Below are 17,117 nucleotides of genomic sequence, written 5' to 3' on the forward strand. Positions count from 1 at the left end.
AGCACGGCACGGTGGTCGGGCAGAACAGGCCTTGTGAGTATCGGGACTTCACCCTTCGCCTGGTCAGGACGTCCCCGACGGAACCCGGTGAAACCGGGGGCGGTTCCGGCAGGCTCCGGTTCGACGTGTACGCGGTGGAGGCCGGCATCCACGTCCCGGGCGTGTCTCTTCTCGTCGAGAGGGTACGGAAGTTAGCCGAGTTGTTCGACAAACGCGCCACCACCGAATCCGAGGTGGCGCGAGACATGGGGAACGCGCTGCTTCCCAGGAAGATCGCCGCCTGCTTCCGGACCGCTCTGGAGGGCGCCCGGCAGCAGCGGGCCGGAGTCCGGCTGTGCATCGAGACCACCGACCCGGAACTGGCCTCCGTCCCCTGGGAGATCAGCTCGGTGGACGTGAACACCACCGGCGCCGGACCGGAATGGCGGTTCCTGTACCTCCACGAGGCGGTCTCCGTGGCCCGCAGGCGTGTCGCCTCCTTCCTCCCGACGCAAGCGGAAGCGTTCGCCCGCGAGGCCCGGGGACCGGTGGTCGTGGCCACCGCGCTGGACGTCTTCGACCGCCATCAGCGCTTCGGACTCCGTGGGGCGAAGCCCGGTGCCGGAGGGCATGTCTCCGCGGCCAGCGCCATGCAGGCCGCCGGTCGGCTCCGGGGCACGGGCTACGAGCCGGTGGTGCCCCAGGACCCCATCAGCCGCGACCAGTTGTCCGCTGTCCTCGCCACCCCCGCGTGGGCGTTCGTGTTCGGAGGCCACGGCACCGCCGACGGCATCGTGCTCACCGGGCCCGGCGGCCCGGAGGACCTTGAGCTGCTGCCCGCGGCCGAACTCGCCCGCATACTCCGGGAAGCGAAGGTGCAGGTCGCCGTCCTCGCCGCGTGTCACACGGCCACGGAAACGGGCGCCGGCACCGCGGACCCGCACAGTGGCTGGAGCAGCGTGGCCGGGACGCTGGTCGACGGCGGGGTGCCGTGGGTGGTCGGGATACGCGGCCTGGTGGACGACACGGTGGCGGCCGAGCTGACCCGGGTGTTCCTGTCCGGGCTGCATGACGGCGACTCCGTGGAGAACGCGCTGGCCCGGGCCCGGGGCGCGGTGCACACGTCCGGATGGCTCCCCGTGCTCCACACCTCCGCGTCCGTGCCGGACGCCAGGTTCCGGCTGCCGGCACCGGCCGTGGCACGCGAGGAACTCGCCGCGTTTCCCGTCGTGTCCCCGCAGCGGGCCACGGCGGACCGGCTCGTATACGACACGGGTCCGCATCGGCTCGACGTCCTGTGGGGCCTCGACCGGGGCCCGATCCGCGGCATCCTGGCCGACCGGCCCGGCGCCCGGCTCGCCGACGAACTGCACCTCGTGGAGTACGGCCCGCTGGCCCCCGTCTCCAAACCGCCCGAGCGGCCGCCGGCCGTCCGCCAGCAACCGGCGCCCGGGACCGAGCTGTTGACCCGGCGGCAGTGGTACGAGGTGCCGTGCCACGGCGTGGAGATCCCGGGCTCCCCGGACGCCCTGAACCTCCTGGTCGCCCGCCCGTACGGCTGGAACGCGCACCTGAAGGTGCACCCCGACGGTTCCTCGATGGGATTCGAGGTGTGCTGGGACGCGGCCGACGGCTGCGCTCCGGGCGACGTGCGCCCCGCGGTGGACCTCATGGGGGCGATCGACTCGCTGCTCCCCGGCGCTGCGCTGGTGCTGCACATCAGAGGGGACGACGAGGAAGCCCTGCTCAGTGCCGCCGAAGAGGCGGCCAGGTCGCTGCCCGCGCGGGACGACGGGTCGGGGATCGCGCCGGCGGTGCTGACCCGGGTGCGCTGGGGGGACACCGCCTGGCACACTCCCACGGAATCCGCTCCACCGGCGGACGCCACCGCCGGCCACCGCGACGCGCAGCCCTCCGGACGACTGTCGGCCCGCGGCCGGGTCGACCGCTACAAGCGGAAGCGGGGTCAGCAGGACGCGGACGAGCGGCGGTTGAACGACGCGAGAAAGCTCATCGAGGAGCTGGAGGCGGACGAGGAGGACTCCGATCTGCTGAGGGATCCGGCGTTCCTGGCCACCGAGTTGTTCCGGACCGGCACTCGACCCGAGATAGAGGCACTGCTCAGGGTTCTCGCACTGGAGCGGGACGACGACGAGGGGCGCTACGCCTCCCTGGCCGCCGCGGCCACCCGGGACGACCACCTGGACGTCTGGCTGGCCGCCGCGGAAGGGCTTCCCACGCCGACGGGCGAACCCGCGGAGGGCGCCAGACCCGTCGACCCGCTGTGGCTGCCGCCCGCTCTGTTCCCCGAGCCGGTCCGGACCCGCGTGGCACTGGGACTCCTGCGCCGTGGGGACGATCCTGCGCGGGCCGTCCCGCGACCGGTCTGGGACGGTCAGGTCCCCCAGGATCTGCGCCGGGTGTTCGCGTACCTGCGGCGCGCGCCCAAGGGCCGGGACACGGCCGAGGGCAGAGCGGCCGACCTGGAGTTCCTGCTCGGTCTCAAGACCTACGAAGCCGCGACCACCGCCCTGCGGGCCGGCGTCGGCCGGTCCGTGCCGATCCGTGAACTGGCCCCTGTCAACGGGCAGTTCCCCAACGGCCGGCTGTCCCCCGCCGGCTGGGCGGCGCTCGCGTCGAGGCCGCTGGAGGCGGCGTCCGTGCGGCTGCTGCGAGACGAACCCGCGGAGTGGATGCGGCGCGCCGTCGGCTTCCACGAGAAACCCGCCGAACCCGACGGCGACAACCTCCGTTTCGCCGAGGACCTGCGCCGCGCACTCTTCACCCCGCACCCTCCCTTCGACACGCCCGCCTGACCTGCACCTGCACCTGCACCTCCGTCACCACCCCTCATCGACACACGAGGAGAGTTCGTGCTCGCTGCCTGGTACCTCTGTTCCTGTCTCGGTCTCACCATCCGGCAGAGCGCCGACTACCTCGACATCCTCGAGATCCTGCGCTCGACGAAGAGCGACGAGCACCAACTGGCCGCCGCCGTCGAGAAACTGGTGGAGTGCGAGCCCTCGCTGCGCCTGCACGGACTCGCGTACGTCCTCGCGGCGGCCCGGCGGCCCGAGTCCGGTGGGCCCGAGTCCGGTGGGCGCGCGCTCGGCGTGGGCGCGCATGCCATGGCCACCCGGCTCTGCGAAGGCCTCGTGGAGTGGGCCGCCCCGGCCGATGCCGAGATGCGGCGGACTCTGACCGACCTGCTGAAAGAGTCCCTCGACGGCTCCCCGCAGCCGAGATACGTCGAGCGGGTCGCCGAACTGCTGCGCGCCTGTGACCAGCGGGCCGCGTCCGTACCCACCGAGGCGATCCCCTACCAGGACCTCGACGGCACCGTGCGCGAGACGCTCGCCCTCACCCTGCTGGTGGCCGCCGTGGCGCAGGACCCGCCCGGCGCCGCCCGGTACTGCGTGGGAGACGACCGCCCCGAGGTCGTCACCGACGCGCTGGCGAACCGGCTGGGACGGCTGCCGCTGCTCGTCGCCGTCGACGCCGTCCTGTCCGCCTCCCCGGGCGAGGCGGACGACGTCGTACGCACGGCCGTGTGGCACGCGGGACAGGGCTCGGCCGACCTCGAACCCGATCTGCTGACGGCCGTCGCCCGGTCCTGGTTCCCCGCCCGCGCCCAGGGCGGGGACAACGCTTCCGCCGAGGACCCGCAGGACGGGCAGGATCAGCACGACCACGACCCGCAGGATCTCGCGAAGCGCTTCGAGACCGAGCTGGGCACCGGCCTGCTCCTGCGCGGCTGGGCCGGGGACAGACGCGGCGCCGGGGCGCGCGCGAGGGAGGTGCTGGCCCGGCTGGGCTGCGGCTCGGCCGGCCTCTCGGACGCACGCGTACGCACCGCTCTGTGGCAGCTGGTCCTGTGGGAACTGTTCGCAGAGGACGCGCCCGCGCAGGCGCTGGTGTCGGCCGCGCGCTGGTGGGGCGCGCCCGCCAGGTACGAGAAGAGGACCCTGGCCGGGGGCGCGCTGGCCGTCCTTCCGTCCGCCGAGGCGACCGACTCCGAGCGGCAGACGGCCGTCGACTGGATCGGCACGATGGTGCGCAGGCCCTACCGCCCCGGAGGGGCGCCCTCGGTCACCGGCCGCGACGATCCGGACGGCCTTGCCCCGCACGTGGTGTGCTCGCCCTGGATGTGGCGGGGCGACAACCGCTTCACCCTCGGGCCCAAGAGGGACTCCCCCGCTTCCTGGTACCGGGGCTGGGACCACCTCGACCTGCTGCGCGTCATGGCTCTGGCCCCGGTCGCGGTGCGGCTCCTGCGCGAGGCCCACGATCCGGTGCCGGCCCCGGACACCGAGGGGCGGCGGCCGACCGACCCGGCCGTGGCCTTCCTGTTCCACGCCAAGGACGTCTTCGCCGACTCCAGTTGCCGGTTCTTCCTCAACGCCCTGCGCACCCAGTCCCGTCCGCACGACCTGACGGTGGACGTGCGCCTGGCCGCGCTGGTGATGCACGGCCATCTCACCGTGGGACGCGCCGGACGGGGGCTGTACCCCGAGATCCCCGTGTCGGTGTTCGCGGACTTCCTGATCGACGGCCCCGGTGATGTCGGCGAGGCCGAGGAGAAGAGCCAGTGGTACCACCTGTTCTCGCGCCCCGCGCTCAACGGCGTGCGGGACTGGATCACGGACTCCGCGGCCGGTGCCCGGCTCACCGGGACCGACGAGGCGCACGGGCCGCACTGGTTCGACGGCAGTGTGCCCCACGCCCGCCGGGTGCTGACGACGGCCGTCGACCGGCTCCTTCCCGTCGACCGGGTGGAGGACGCGGAGAAGGCGCTCAAGGAGGGCAAGGGCTCCCGTCGCAAGACGTACGCGTCCACCAAGCCGTTCCTGAGGTCTCTCGGGGAGGACTTCACACCGGACCTCGTCACGGCGGCTCTCGCCGAGATCGACCGGGACTGGATGTCGCGGCTGGACCAGCTCATCGAGTGGCACCGCGGGGACCGGGAGACCGCCCGGCGGAGGGGCGAAGCCGTACCACCGGGACTCCGCCTGGACGATCTACTCGTCGCCGAACGCTACGAGGCGCAGACCTGGCAGCACTACCAGGGGAAGATCGATCTGCTCGTCCCCGACCCCTTCGACCCGGCGGAGTGGCAGCACTACCGGGAGCCGTTCGAGCGGTTCCTCACCGACATCGGCGCCGTCCCGCTGACCCTGCAGACCCTCAGGGTGGCCGCCCTGCTGAACGCTGAGCGGCCGGAGAGCATCGCCGACGGCGAGCGGTGGGTCACTTCCTGGCAGCGGTTGATGGACAGCGTCACCCACCGAAACCACCTGGGCCGTTTCATCCGCCGGGCGGCCCTGGAGATGTTCCGGACACCGGACCGGGGCGTGGACGCCCAGGACCGTGTCCGGCGCGTCCTGGAACGGGTCGTCGGCGCCGTCGTGGCCTTCAGCGCCGAAGCCCCGCGCTACTACCAACTCCTGCTGTCGGAGGAGGCGTTGCGGCCCGGTGCCGACGCGGCGCGTCCGCTGCCGCCCGAGGGGATGAACCGGCTGCGGGAACAGGCCCTGGACGCGATCCGCCGCCGTAACTGGCACGCGCAGCGGTCCCCCGAGCCGACGACCGGTCCGTGGGAGGTGATCGAGGGGCGCCGGGCCCGCGCCGATGTCGAGGCCCAGGTCCGCGCGTTCGTCGCCGCGGCGGCCACCACCAGGCTCACCTCCGACCCCGGGAAGACCCTGGGGGACACCTTCGTCAGGTCGTGGGAACGGTACGCGCTCAGCCTGCCGGGCCGTCCCGGGGACGAGCGGGCGGACCCCCGGCTGGTCGTCGCCCAGGGCCTGCGACACCGGACCGGGGAGGCCTGGTCCGGTCTCGGCCCCTGGAAACTGGAGCCGGAGGAGAACGGGAGGGACGGCTCCGGGGCCATCGATCTCGGCGCCCTCTCCCCGGACGAACGACAGGCCCGGCTCGAGGCATGGCGCGGCAGCCCGCAGCCCCGGACGGTCCTGGGCGTGGTCTGCGCGCGCGGTGCCGCGCCGACCGGTGCGCGGATCAACTGGGGTGCCGAGTCGCCGCTGCCCGCCGACGACGGCGGGCACCTGGGCGTCGGCGACCCCTGTGTGGTGCAGGTGGAGTGGGACCCGGCGGGTCAGGTCTGGCAGCAGGCGGACGGCGACAAGGCGCGCCGCGCGGGTCGCGCCGACCCGTGCGACGGTGAGGTACGCGGCGCCGGCGTCCGCAACGACGACGGCACGGTGCGCGTCGCCGTGGACGGGGTGCCGGGCTACGTGGTCGACGGCGGGGCCGCCGCCGTGCTCTGGGAGCCGGACCTCTCACAGGTGGTCGCCCGACAGGGCGGCTCCGCCTCCCCGGACGCCCTTTCGACCCTCGCCCGCTGGGACGGGGCGAGCGGCCGGTGGCTGCCCGTCGACCGCTCGCTGACCGAACTCGTCGCCGACGACCTGCCGTACCGGGCGCCGGGCGACCGGAGCGCGACGGTCCTGGTGTACGCGGGCGACGCAGAGGCGGACAGCGCCGAGGAGTCCGGGGCGCGGCGCTTCTCGACCGTCGCCGGCCGCAGCTACCTGCTGCGGCCCCAGGACTGGGCGGACCCGGAAGCGCTCACGGCCGTCCTCACCCCCTCGGCGCGCGGACCGGTCGCCCCCGAACAGGACGAACTCCAGGAGAAAGAGGCGGCGCCCGTCCCCGGGATGCTCGTCTACGTAGCGCTGGGCAAGGGTCCCGATCCACGGCTGGACCTGCTCCCGGACCCGCCCGAGGGAGCCGAAAGGCGGTGGCCCGCCCTCGCGTCGGGCGACTGCCGCGACACCCGCAACGTCGACTGGCTGGGCCTCTTCGACGAACCGGAGGCACGGCCGTGGCGGGCCACCCCCGACCCGGACGATGCCAGGGCGGGCCAGACGCCCCTCTGGCGGGTGCGGGTCGACGACCTCACCGGCTATCCGACGGGCGCCGGCTTTCCCCACCGGGTGATCGTCGACGGAGTGGAGTCCGGCACCGGCCCGGAACGGCTGTTCCAGCCGCGGCCCTGGGACGAACCGGCCGCCCGAGCCGCCAGGGTGACCGGCGAGCTGCTGCGCGTCCAGCGCCTGGACGACGCGGAACAGCCGCCGAGCGGGGCGCGCTTCGACGCGTTCTGGCAGGTCGAGCCGCGCGACACGTTCGCGGTCCGGTCACTGGGCCGGCCCGGTCCCGGACCGAGGACGGTCGGGGCGCTGGCCGGAGCGGGCTTCCCGGTCCTGTTGGAGCGCTCCGGACTGCTCTTCGAGGACAAGGCCGTCCCCGGCCTCACGATGAGCGTCACCAAGGTCACTGCCATGACGCCGAGTCCCGGCCGGGACACGGCCCCCCTTCCGGACCGGGACCTGTGCGCGAACCTCGGGTCGACCACACCTCCCGGCACGGGAGTCGAGGGTGTCGTCGTCAAGCTGATACCGCTGCTGGACGGCACGGTCGACTCCTACGACGTCTGGCTGCGCGCCCCGGGCGAGGAGCCCCGTCCGTGCGCGCTGCCCGCCGCCGCCTTCCGCGCGCCCGTCCGGGACGCCGGCACCACGTTCCGGGGTACGCGCACACAGGACGGCTGGCTGTTCACCCCGCGGCAGGTGCGCGGCACCCCGCTGCACCCGGTGGGCAACCTCCCGGAGCCCCCCGGGAAGCCGTGGGAGTTCCAGGGACTCGTCGGCCGACCCGGCCACCAGGAGTCCGCCCTGTACGCCCGGCGGGACACCGGCGAGATCGTCATGGCCCCGCCCCCGGCCGAACGCCCCCGCCCGCGCGTCACCGTGCGAGCCGCCCTCGGCACGTACCCGGTCCGATCCCGCGAGATGTCGCTGGTGCTCGCACGGATCGGCACGTCCGACGCGGTCGGCACGCTGCCCTCCCTCCTGGCCGGCAAGATCGTGGCGGCCGGCAAGGTCCCGATCACCGGGACGCATTTCGAGATCACCTCGGACGGCCCCCACGAGGACGGGCCGGCCGCCGGACACCCGATCGGTCTCCACCGGTGTTTCGACGTGGGCCCCGGCCCCCGGACCGCTCCGAAGGCCGCCCCACACCGGCCGCGCACCCAGAAGGACCTCTGGCGCCAGGCGTACGACGACGGGGAACCCCTGACGGAAACCGGCGTTCTCAGCGGCCGAACGCTGGTCGTGCGCGGGCACCGGGTGCCGGTACGCCGCGACGACATGCCCTTCGTACGGGCGGTCGGGTACTCCCTGGACGAGGTCAGGGCACGGATCGTCGTGCAGGACGGCGAACTCGTGGCCTCGACCAGCGAGGTGCCGCCGCTCGACGCCGCGGAGTTCGCCCGCCACCTGTCCACGACGCTGTCCGCGAAGAAGGGACAGGTGTGCGAACTGCGGCGCCGGCTGCACTTGTACTACGTGGGAACCTTCCAGAAGAACGGGGAGACCCTGTGGCGCTTCGAGTGGGGACGCGGCTACACGGTCGCGTTGCGCCGTGATGAACTCACCTGCGACGGCGCACCCTGCGGCGAGGCGTTCCCCCTGTTCCACGGCGACCAGTTGCTGCGCCTGAGGTACCACGAGGAGGCCGGTTCCGGCCGGGTCACGGTGGACTTCCGGTCGGACGACATCCGGGTCCAGGCCGGTACCCGGGTCGCGCACGAAGCACAGGACGACGGCTTCGTCCACCAGGTCACCGTCTTCGCCGACCCGAGCACCGGCCAAGTACGGATCAGGCGGGTCCGGCTGACACCCCGTTTCGTACCGCGGGCCGACGAGCGGTTCCAGGACGTGAACATCGCCGCCCATCTCTCCAGGCACGACCAGGAGAAGGTGCTGCGGCTGCTGGGGGACAGCGCCCAGGCGACGGAACTGTGCGTGCTGGCACGCTTCGAGCACAAGAAATACTTCGACACCAAGGGCGAGAGGCGGATCTTCCGCTACGTGGAACCCCGGTTCATCGGCGCGCACGACGCCGGCGGACCCGCCAGGAATCGCCTCTTCATGGTCGCGGACGGCATTACGCGCGACGCCGACGGCACGTATCTCACCCTGAAGCTGCCGGAGTCGGTGCGACAGCCCGAGGGAACCGAGCTGAAGGTGCGCGTGTACCCACGTGACTTCTCCGTACGGCCGAACCTCCTGCCCCGGATCTACGACGAGGTCGGCGCCAACGGCACGGACGAGGAGTCCGACCCGGCCCTTCAGTACCGGGGAGTCGTCTTCCTGGTCGAGGTGACGCAGGGCGCGGCGCCCGGCACCTGGCGGGGCATACTCACCTCCGCGCCGGCCAGGGACGCGCGGACACTCGTCAGCGCCGTACGGCAGGCAGGGGGCTCGCTCCTCGCGGTGGTCGCCGACGACAAGGGGCGGACGGTCGAGGTCCTGCCCGGTGTCGTCTTCGAACTGCCGCAGGAGTCCGGGAAGTTCGCCGGCAAGGAGGGGAAGGGCGCGCTGGTGCGGCTCTTCCCGCGTGGCGGGGAAGGGCTGTTCGTCGGCCTGGCGCAGCGACCGGACCACGAGTACCTCCACCGCGACGGGCGGGGTGGCCGTGCCGCGCTCATCGAGCAACACGCGAGCCGCGGCGACAGCCCCGCCGCGTTCCGGGTCAGAGGGCTGCCCGCCCTGTCCGTCGGGGTGACCGACGCACTGGCGAGCCGCCTGCGCAGGACGCCGCGCCCCCTGACCGCCGTGCTGCTCCGCAGCGGGGGCAAGGTGACGGCCGCGTTCCCCGGCCCCCGCGCCCAGGTGCGGGCCGGCAGGGTCGACACGGGAAACAAGGACAGCGCGGAGGCCGTCCTCAGGCCCCTCCGACTCGGCGGCGGCGAGGCGCCGGAGGGCCCCGTCCCCTGGTCCCGGCTCACCTTCGCCGACGGCACCGCGGAGGACCTCCGCGCCCGGTGGGGGAGGCGCCGGCCGGACGGGGCCAAAGGGACCGGCGCCGCCGAGTACTGGCGCGCGCCCCTCTTCTTCGACGACGACGGCAACGGCGGCTGGACACTGCGCTACCGGCCCGAGCGACTGCTGCGGAACTTCGCCCTGCCCGCGACCACGCTGACCGAGGTGCCGCGCCCGCCCGGCCCCGACTGGTACACCGTGGCCGGACCGGCACGGGACAGCAGGGGCATCGCCTACGGTCTGTGGCTCGAACTCAGCCCCGGCCGCGTCATCGAGGTCCATGGCCGACTGGTCACGGGGCCGTCCGGTCACCCGCTGGCCGATCTCTCCTGGGACCGCTTCGGCCCGGGCGATCAGGTGCGTCTGGAGGTGGTCCGGGGCGCGCTCGCCGCACCGCGCGGCCTGCGGCTGTCGGACTGGCGGCCGGGCCCACGCGCCGCCTGGTCGGCCGGCCTGCGGGACCGGGTGTGGCTGCCGGTGCGCGCCGTACCGGGCAGGAACGGCGTCGAACTGGGCGCGAAGCACTTCCGCTGCCGCTACCCGGTGGTCGATCCCGCCTCCGGCCTCGCGCCGGGCGGCACGCTGCACTCGGCCATGCCCGGAGCCACAGCGGTCGTCCTGGACAGCGCCACCAACATCCTGTCCGGCGCACCCGAGGCGGGTCCGGCGCCAGGCGACTGCGCCCTGCTCGGCCTCGACCCCCAGGGCAGCCCGACGCTCCTGGGCCTGCCGCACCGCCGCGTCGAGCTGAGCGCGGCCGCGGAAGGATGGCCCGGTGGCGGCTGGCTGCGCGACCTGATCGCCGGGCAGCCGGCGGTGCTGCTGGAGCAGCTCGGCTGTCTGCCGGTGACCGTCGAGCAGTGGGGCGAGGAGTCCGTCACCGTGTCCCGACGGCTCCAGCCGACCGGGACGCTGCCGGAGCGAGCGACGATGCTCTGCACAGCGCTGGCCGAGAGCGGCGGCGACCTCGTGGTGCGCTGCGGGGGAGCCCTGCATCTGCTGCCCCTGCGGGAGGTGGTTCCCGGGCTTCCGGACGAGCTGGCCGTCGATGCCGCCCGCTTCCTCAGCGGCCGTTCGCCTCACGAGGAGCGGGAGGACGTACGAGGCCGGCGACTGTGGTGCCGGTCGATGCTCCCCGCCGACCGGGACCGGGAAGCCGGCGTCGGCCCGGTGCTCCACGTCCGCCTGCCGCTCGCCCCGCTGCCGCCCCACGCGGACGAGCTGCACGCCACGCCGCGCGGGGTGCTGGTCCCGTCGGACGGGCCCGACCGGCCGCCGCACGGCCTGCTGCTGGAGGCGGACCGCGACCGGCGCTGGCACTGGATGCCGACCGAGCGGGCCTCGTGGCTGCCCGACCCCACGGCCGGTGAGCTGCGCGCCGCACTCGTCGACGGCGCCCGGCCCCTGCGGGTCCGCCGGCTGGCGGACGACACGGTGTCGGTGCTGCACGCGCGCGACGTGGAGCGTGCGCGTCTCGCACTGCGGCCCGGCACCCGGCTCCGGGTCGCCCCCGGCGGTGACCGGGAGCGGGCGGCCGACGGGCCGCAGCCGAGGGTGGCGCGCGCCCTGCCCACCGGAGTCGTCGTGCAGTTGCGGGCCGATTCGAAGAAAGGCGCGGGGGCGGGGGAACCGCTGTGGTGCGAGGTGGAGCGGCTGGACACCGGGCCGGGCCGGGGCACCGTCGGCGTCGTCCCGGTCGGGCTGCGTCGGCACCGGGTGGACCTGCCGAAGCGCCTCGCCGAGAAGGTCGCCACGGACGCGGCCAATAGGCAGGCGTCACTGCTCGCGACCTGCGCCGACGAGGAGGTCGTCGCCGAGGCGTACCGGTTGCCCCGCGCACCCGAGGTCCCGCTCTCGCCCGAGGCCCGCCAGGCACTGCGGCGCTGGCTGACCGAGCACGGTGTGGCCGCGTACCACCTGGCCCCCGATCCCGAGGCGGCCGACCTGGATCTGGAGCTGACGGACGTCCTGGCCGTGACCCTCCTGCTGGAGCGGCACGGCCGGAGCAGCCCCCTGCATGCGAGGGGCGCGGTCCTGCTCGCCCACCAACTGGGGTTGCGGGCGACCCGTTCGCTCCACGTGGAGCCGCTGGTCCGGTTCTGGGCCTCGCACGAGCGGCTGCGCACCGACCCCCGCCTGGCGAGACTCCCGTTCCCGGCCGAGATGGACGACACCCAGCTGCACACGGTGCGCTCCTACGGGAACGGACTGCTGAGCCAGACCGACGGCAGGGGAGAGGCCCACTCCGACGCACCCCTGGCCCGTGCCGCGCTCGCGGCGGTGGGTGACCTGCCGCCGGGCGAGGACCTGACGGAGGGCGCCGACTGGCTCTCCCCCCTGGCGGCCCTGGGCCGAGCCCTGCACCCGCCGAAGGGCGAGGCCACGGCCCAGACCGAGCTGGACCCCGGGCAGCGCGACCAGCTGCACACCTCGCTGCGCAACGCCCTGAACCTCCCGATCCCCCTGCTGGCCCGCACCGGCACCGTCCCCGCCCCTCAGCAGCACCTCGCCCGGCTGGTCCTCGCGGAGGAGATCGAATGAACGGCCACTTGTGCTGACCCGTACCCGTTGCCGAACGCCCGGCCACATGCGTGGCCGGGAAGAGCGCCGGAAACGGAGTTGTACGTGCTTCAGCAGTCCACGGCCCACCTCGTGCGCGGTGCCGCACTGGCCGGCAGCCTGGCCCTGCTTCCCCTCGCCACCGGTTGCGGCGGCGGCGAGGACGCCACGGCCGAGAAGAGCACGCCCACGCCCACAGCGGTGACCGCCGCTCCCGCGGCCGGGGTCGTGGCGCCGGCGAAGGTCGAGGTGATCGCCGGCCTGACCGGCTGCACGGCCAAGATCCGCATCGAGGCGGACGAACTGCGCCAGGGCGTCTGCCACACGGAGGAGGCCGACTACACCATCACCACCTTCCCCGAGGAGCGGTTGAAGGACACCTGGCTGGAGTCCGCCGGCGTCTACGGGGGCAAGTACCTCGTGGGCTCCCGCTGGGTCGTCAGTGCCCAGCCGAAGCTGCTGGAGCGGCTGCGGACCGAACTCGGGGGCACCATCCAGCAATTGGGCTGAGATCATCTGCTCATGAACACGGGGACGCAGTACCGGATGATCGCCGTTCCGCCGGGGCGGGTCACGCTCTCGGACCGGCGGACACACCGCAGTTGGGCGGTCGAGGTGGCGGGCTGCCAGCTCGGGGAGTACCCCGTCACCCGGGAGCTGTACGCGCGCGTCACCGGCCGGTCCGCGGACGGCGCCGGGGGAGACCGGCTGCCCGCCGAGAGCGTGTCCTGGTGGGACGCGGTGCACTTCTGCAACACCCTGTCCCTGCGCGAGGGGCTGACGCCGGTGTACGACGTCCGGGCCGAGGGCGAGGCCGTCGCGTGGGACGCCTTGGCCGACGGGTACCGGCTGCCCACCGAGGCGGAGTGGGAGCACGCCTGCCGTGCGGGCACCGACGGGCCGCGCTACGGGCCGCTCGGAGACATCGCCTGGTACCGGGAGAACTCCGGGGAACGGATCCGTGAGGTGGGTGGCAGACTCCCCAACCCGTGGGGTCTGCACGACATGCTCGGCAACGTGTGGGAGTGGTGCTGGGACCTCTACGATCCCGAGGTCTACGGCACCTACCGGGTCCTGCGCGGCGGCGGCTGGTTCGACGAGCACTGGAGCTGCCGGGCCTCCGTACGGCGTCGCAGCCACCCGACGTTCCGGGTGGACGACGTCGGCTTCCGCCTCGCGCGGACGGCGGACTGACCGGCGCAGGCCCTCAGGGGCGCGGCCAGGGGCGGCCGCCGATGGCCTCGATGCCGTTGTTGAAGCGCCGCAGACAGGCGGCGAAGGCGGCTCTGTCCTCGTCGGACCAGTCGCGCATCACCTGGTCCAGGACCTCGACGATTCCCTCGCGCTCGGCCGCAGATCCTGGACACCTCGTCCTCGAACGCGGCCTGGGTGATCACGGTCACCCTGCTGGTGGCGGCCGTGTGCGTGCCGGTCGTCGGCCGCCTCGGCGACCTGGTGGGCAAGCGCCGGATGCTGCTCGCCTGCTCCGTACCGTTGGTCGTCGGCTCGGTGGTGTGCGCCTTCGCCTCCGACGTCGTGACGATGATCGTGGGACGCGGTCTGCAGGGCATGGGCATGGGCATGGTGCCCCTCGGCATCGCGCTGCTGCGGGACGTCGTACCGGCCGAGAAGCTGAGCGGTTCCATCGCGCTGGTCAGCGCCTCCATGGGCATCGGCGGCGCCATCGGCCTGCCGCTGGCCGCCGCGGTCGCCCAGTACGCGAACTGGCGCGCGCTGTTCTGGGGCTCCGCCGCCCTGGCCGCCGTCGTCGCCGTGCTGATCTTCAAGCTCGTCCCGGACGTCCCCGCCGGTGCCAAGGGCCAGCGCTTCGACCTGCCCGGCGCGCTCGGCCTCGGCGTCGGTCTGGTCGCTCTGCTGCTCGCGGTCTCCAAGGGCGCCGACTGGGGCTGGGGCTCGGCCACCACGCTCGGCCTGTTCGCCGTCGCCGTAGTGGCGCTGCTCGGCTGGGGGGTGTGGGAGACGCGCACCACCGACCCGCTGATCGACCTGCGCACCACGGCCCGCCCCCGGGTGCTCCTCACCAACGTCGCCTCGGTCTTCGTCGGCTTCGGCATGTACGCGAGCATGCTGGTGATGCCGCAGCTGCTGCAGTTCCCGGAGGCCACCGGCTACGGCCTCGGGCAGTCGATGCTGGCGGCCGGTCTGTGGATGGCGCCCGGCGGGCTGATGATGATGATCGTCTCCCCGCTCGGCGGAAAGCTCACCAACGCCCGCGGCCCGAAGTTCACCCTGGTCTGCGGCACCCTGGTGCTGGCCGCCGGCTACTTCGCCTCCATGGCGCTGATCGGCTCCGCCTGGGGCGTCATGCTGGTCACGATCATCACCAGCAGCGGCGTCGGTCTCGCCTACGGCGCCATGCCCGCCCTGATCATGAGCTCGGTGCCGCTGACGGAGACCGCCGCCGCCAACGCCTTCAACACCCTCATGCGCTCACTGGGCACCTCGATCGGCTCCGCCGTCATCGGTGTGATCCTCGCCCAGATGACCACGGCCATGGGCGGCCACACCTTCGCCTCCGAGGACGGCTTCCGCACCGCGCTCCTCGTCGGCGGCGGACTCGCCCTGGTCTCCGCGGCCATCGCCGCCGTCATCCCCGCCGCCCGCACCGCGGCGGCCGGCGAAGGCGCGGCCGACCCGGCCGTCGCGCCCGAGCAGGCCACGGTCTGAAGCGCCGGACGACGGGGCACCCGTACGCCGGGTGCCCCGTCCGTACGTCGCAGGCGAGGTCCAGCACGGCTCAGGCGAGGTCCAGCAGCCCCCGGCGCACCGCCTCCGACACCGCGGCCGCCCGGTTGTCCGCCCCCAGCTTGCGGTAGACCCGCACGAGGTGCGTCTTGACGGTGGCCTCGCTCAGGAACAGTGCCTCGGCGATGGACCGGTTGCTCAGCCCGTCCGCCAGCAGCCGCACCACCTCCACCTCCCGCCCGCTCAACTCCCGTGCAGGAGCGGGCACTTGGGCGACCAGTTCGCCCACCACCTCCGAGCCGAGCCCGAGCGCCCCGGCGGCCACGCCGCGCACGGCCCGGAACAGCTCCTCGGGCGGACCGGCCTTGAGGACATAGCCCCGCGCCCCCGCCTCCAGCGCCCGCACGACATCGACCCGTCCCGAGTAACTCGTCAGCATCACCACCGGGACCCCCGGCACCGCGACCCCCAGTCTGCGCACCGCCTCGATCCCGTCGATCTTGGCCCCGGCGCCGCCCGCGAACCTCAGGTCCATCAGCACCACGTCCGGGACCAGCGAGGCCGCGAGCCGCACGGCCTCCTCCCCGGTGCCGGCCTCGGCGACCACCTCCAGGTCCGGCTCACCCTCGAGCAGGGCCCGCAACCCGGCCCGCACGACGGCGTGGTCGTCCGCGAGCAGCAGACGCAACGGAGCACCGGTCACCGGGCGGCCACCGCACTCGGCGCGCCGGCCGGCCGGGCCGCAGCCGACGCGGGCACCGTGGCCCGCACCCACGTACCCCGCCTCGGCGCGCTGCCGACCTCCAGATCGCCACCGCACTCACGCAGTCGGGCCCGGGCCGCCGGAAGTCCGAGCCCACGGCCCGGCACCGCAGCGGTCCCGCCCCGGCCCACGTCGAACCCCGCGCCGTCGTCGCGCACTTCGAGCTCCACCCGGTCGGCGTGCCCGTGCAGGGTGACCAGGACGTTCACCGCGCGGGCGTGTTCGCGCACGTTGGCCAGGGTGCTCTGGGCGACCCGGAACAGGGTCGCGGCCGCCTGGCCGTCCAGGGCGGGGCGGGGTGCGCCCAACGAGCGGAACCGTACCCGGGCCACCGCTCCCTCCGCCTGCGCGCGAGCGCACAGCAGCCGCAGCGCGCCCTCCAGACCGGCCTCGTCCACGGCCGACGGCGTCAGGTCCCGGATGATCCGGCGGGTCTCCGCGAGGTTGGCGTGCAGACCGTCGGCGACGGCGCGGACCCGGGTCCGCGCCACGTCCGGACGGGCGTCCCAGTCACGTTCCGCCGCCTGGAGCAGCATGACCCCGCCGGCGAGTTCCTGGGCCAGCGTGTCGTGCAGGTCCCGGGCGATCCGGGCTCGTTCCGCCAGCACCCCGGCCTCACGCTGCTGCCGGGCGAGCACGTCCCGGGTGCCCCGCAACTCCTCCACGAGCCGCAGTCGTTCGGCGGCGTCGCGCTGCAGGGTGCGGTACAGGGCCACCGTGCCCCACACCGCCGCCACCGGGATCAGCACGATCTCCGGGTCGAACTGCCCGACGCTGCGGATGAGCTGACCGGCCAGCACGACGGTGAGCACGGCCACCGCCACTCCCGCCGCCCGGCGGCCGAGCGCCCGCAGCGCCGCGCAGGCCAGAGGCACCGCGCACCACACGTAGGCGGCGGTGAGCGACGCGGGAGCGAGGAGGACGAGGACGGTCCACAGCGCCACCAGCGTGGCGACCCACCCGGGCCGGCCGTACCGCCCCAGCCGGTCGCCGGCCGCGAGCCCGCCCGCGTACACCAGCGCCAGCAGCCCGCTGACGGTCACGATGTCCCAGCACAGCCCGATCCTCAGCTGCACGAGCCGCACGAGACCGGCGCCGACGACGACGAAGAACGTCAGATGACTGAAGTGGGCCAACGCCGACCGGCTCCCGTGGACGGTCCTCGCAGAGGTACGGACGGGAGCGCGGTCGGACACGGCAGAAACCCCTTGGACGCCCTTGGAGATGATCCGTTCGAACAGGGGAGCCGAGTCTATCCG

6 protein-coding genes and 2 pseudogenes are annotated in these 17,117 nt (G+C 73.9%); 5 read left to right on the forward strand and 3 right to left on the reverse strand.

Annotated elements, in window-relative coordinates; all coding sequences use genetic code 11:
* Positions 1–245: 245 nt before the first annotated feature.
* The 4 genes from OG289_RS44710 (at position 246) to OG289_RS44725 (ending at position 13,583) form a co-directional block, all read left to right on the forward strand.
* On the forward strand, positions 246–2,795 hold the full coding sequence (locus OG289_RS44710) for a CHAT domain-containing protein (protein WP_327319741.1): 2,550 nt from the start codon (positions 246–248) through the stop codon (positions 2,793–2,795).
* Positions 2,796–2,852: 57 nt separating this feature from the next.
* Complete coding sequence (locus OG289_RS44715; protein WP_327319742.1) at positions 2,853–12,371, forward strand: hypothetical protein; 9,519 nt, start codon at positions 2,853–2,855, stop codon at positions 12,369–12,371.
* A gap of 84 nt (positions 12,372–12,455) precedes the next feature.
* On the forward strand, positions 12,456–12,899 hold the full coding sequence (locus OG289_RS44720) for a hypothetical protein (RefSeq protein WP_327319743.1): 444 nt from the start codon (positions 12,456–12,458) through the stop codon (positions 12,897–12,899).
* Between the two features lie 12 nt (positions 12,900–12,911).
* On the forward strand, positions 12,912–13,583 hold the full coding sequence (locus OG289_RS44725; RefSeq protein ID WP_327319744.1) for a formylglycine-generating enzyme family protein: 672 nt from the start codon (positions 12,912–12,914) through the stop codon (positions 13,581–13,583).
* Between the two features lie 13 nt (positions 13,584–13,596).
* On the opposite strand, the pseudogene OG289_RS44730 reads toward OG289_RS44725, so the two are convergent.
* Positions 13,597–13,737 (reverse strand): annotated as a pseudogene (locus OG289_RS44730) (MarR family transcriptional regulator); the annotation flags it as partial.
* A gap of 2 nt (positions 13,738–13,739) precedes the next feature.
* On the opposite strand from OG289_RS44730, the pseudogene OG289_RS44735 reads away from it, so the two are divergent.
* Positions 13,740–15,077 (forward strand): annotated as a pseudogene (locus tag OG289_RS44735) (MFS transporter); the annotation flags it as partial.
* A gap of 70 nt (positions 15,078–15,147) precedes the next feature.
* On the opposite strand, the gene OG289_RS44740 reads toward OG289_RS44735, so the two are convergent.
* Positions 15,148–15,798, reverse strand: coding sequence for a response regulator transcription factor (locus OG289_RS44740; protein WP_327319745.1), 651 nt, complete (start codon positions 15,796–15,798; stop codon positions 15,148–15,150).
* Positions 15,795–17,054, reverse strand: coding sequence for a sensor histidine kinase (locus OG289_RS44745; protein ID WP_327319746.1), 1,260 nt, complete (start codon positions 17,052–17,054; stop codon positions 15,795–15,797). The genes OG289_RS44740 and OG289_RS44745 overlap by 4 nt, the downstream gene beginning before the upstream one ends.
* Positions 17,055–17,117 lie beyond the last annotated feature (63 nt).

It is taken from the genome of Streptomyces sp. NBC_01235, assembly GCF_035989285.1.
GTDB lineage: Bacteria > Actinomycetota > Actinomycetes > Streptomycetales > Streptomycetaceae > Streptomyces.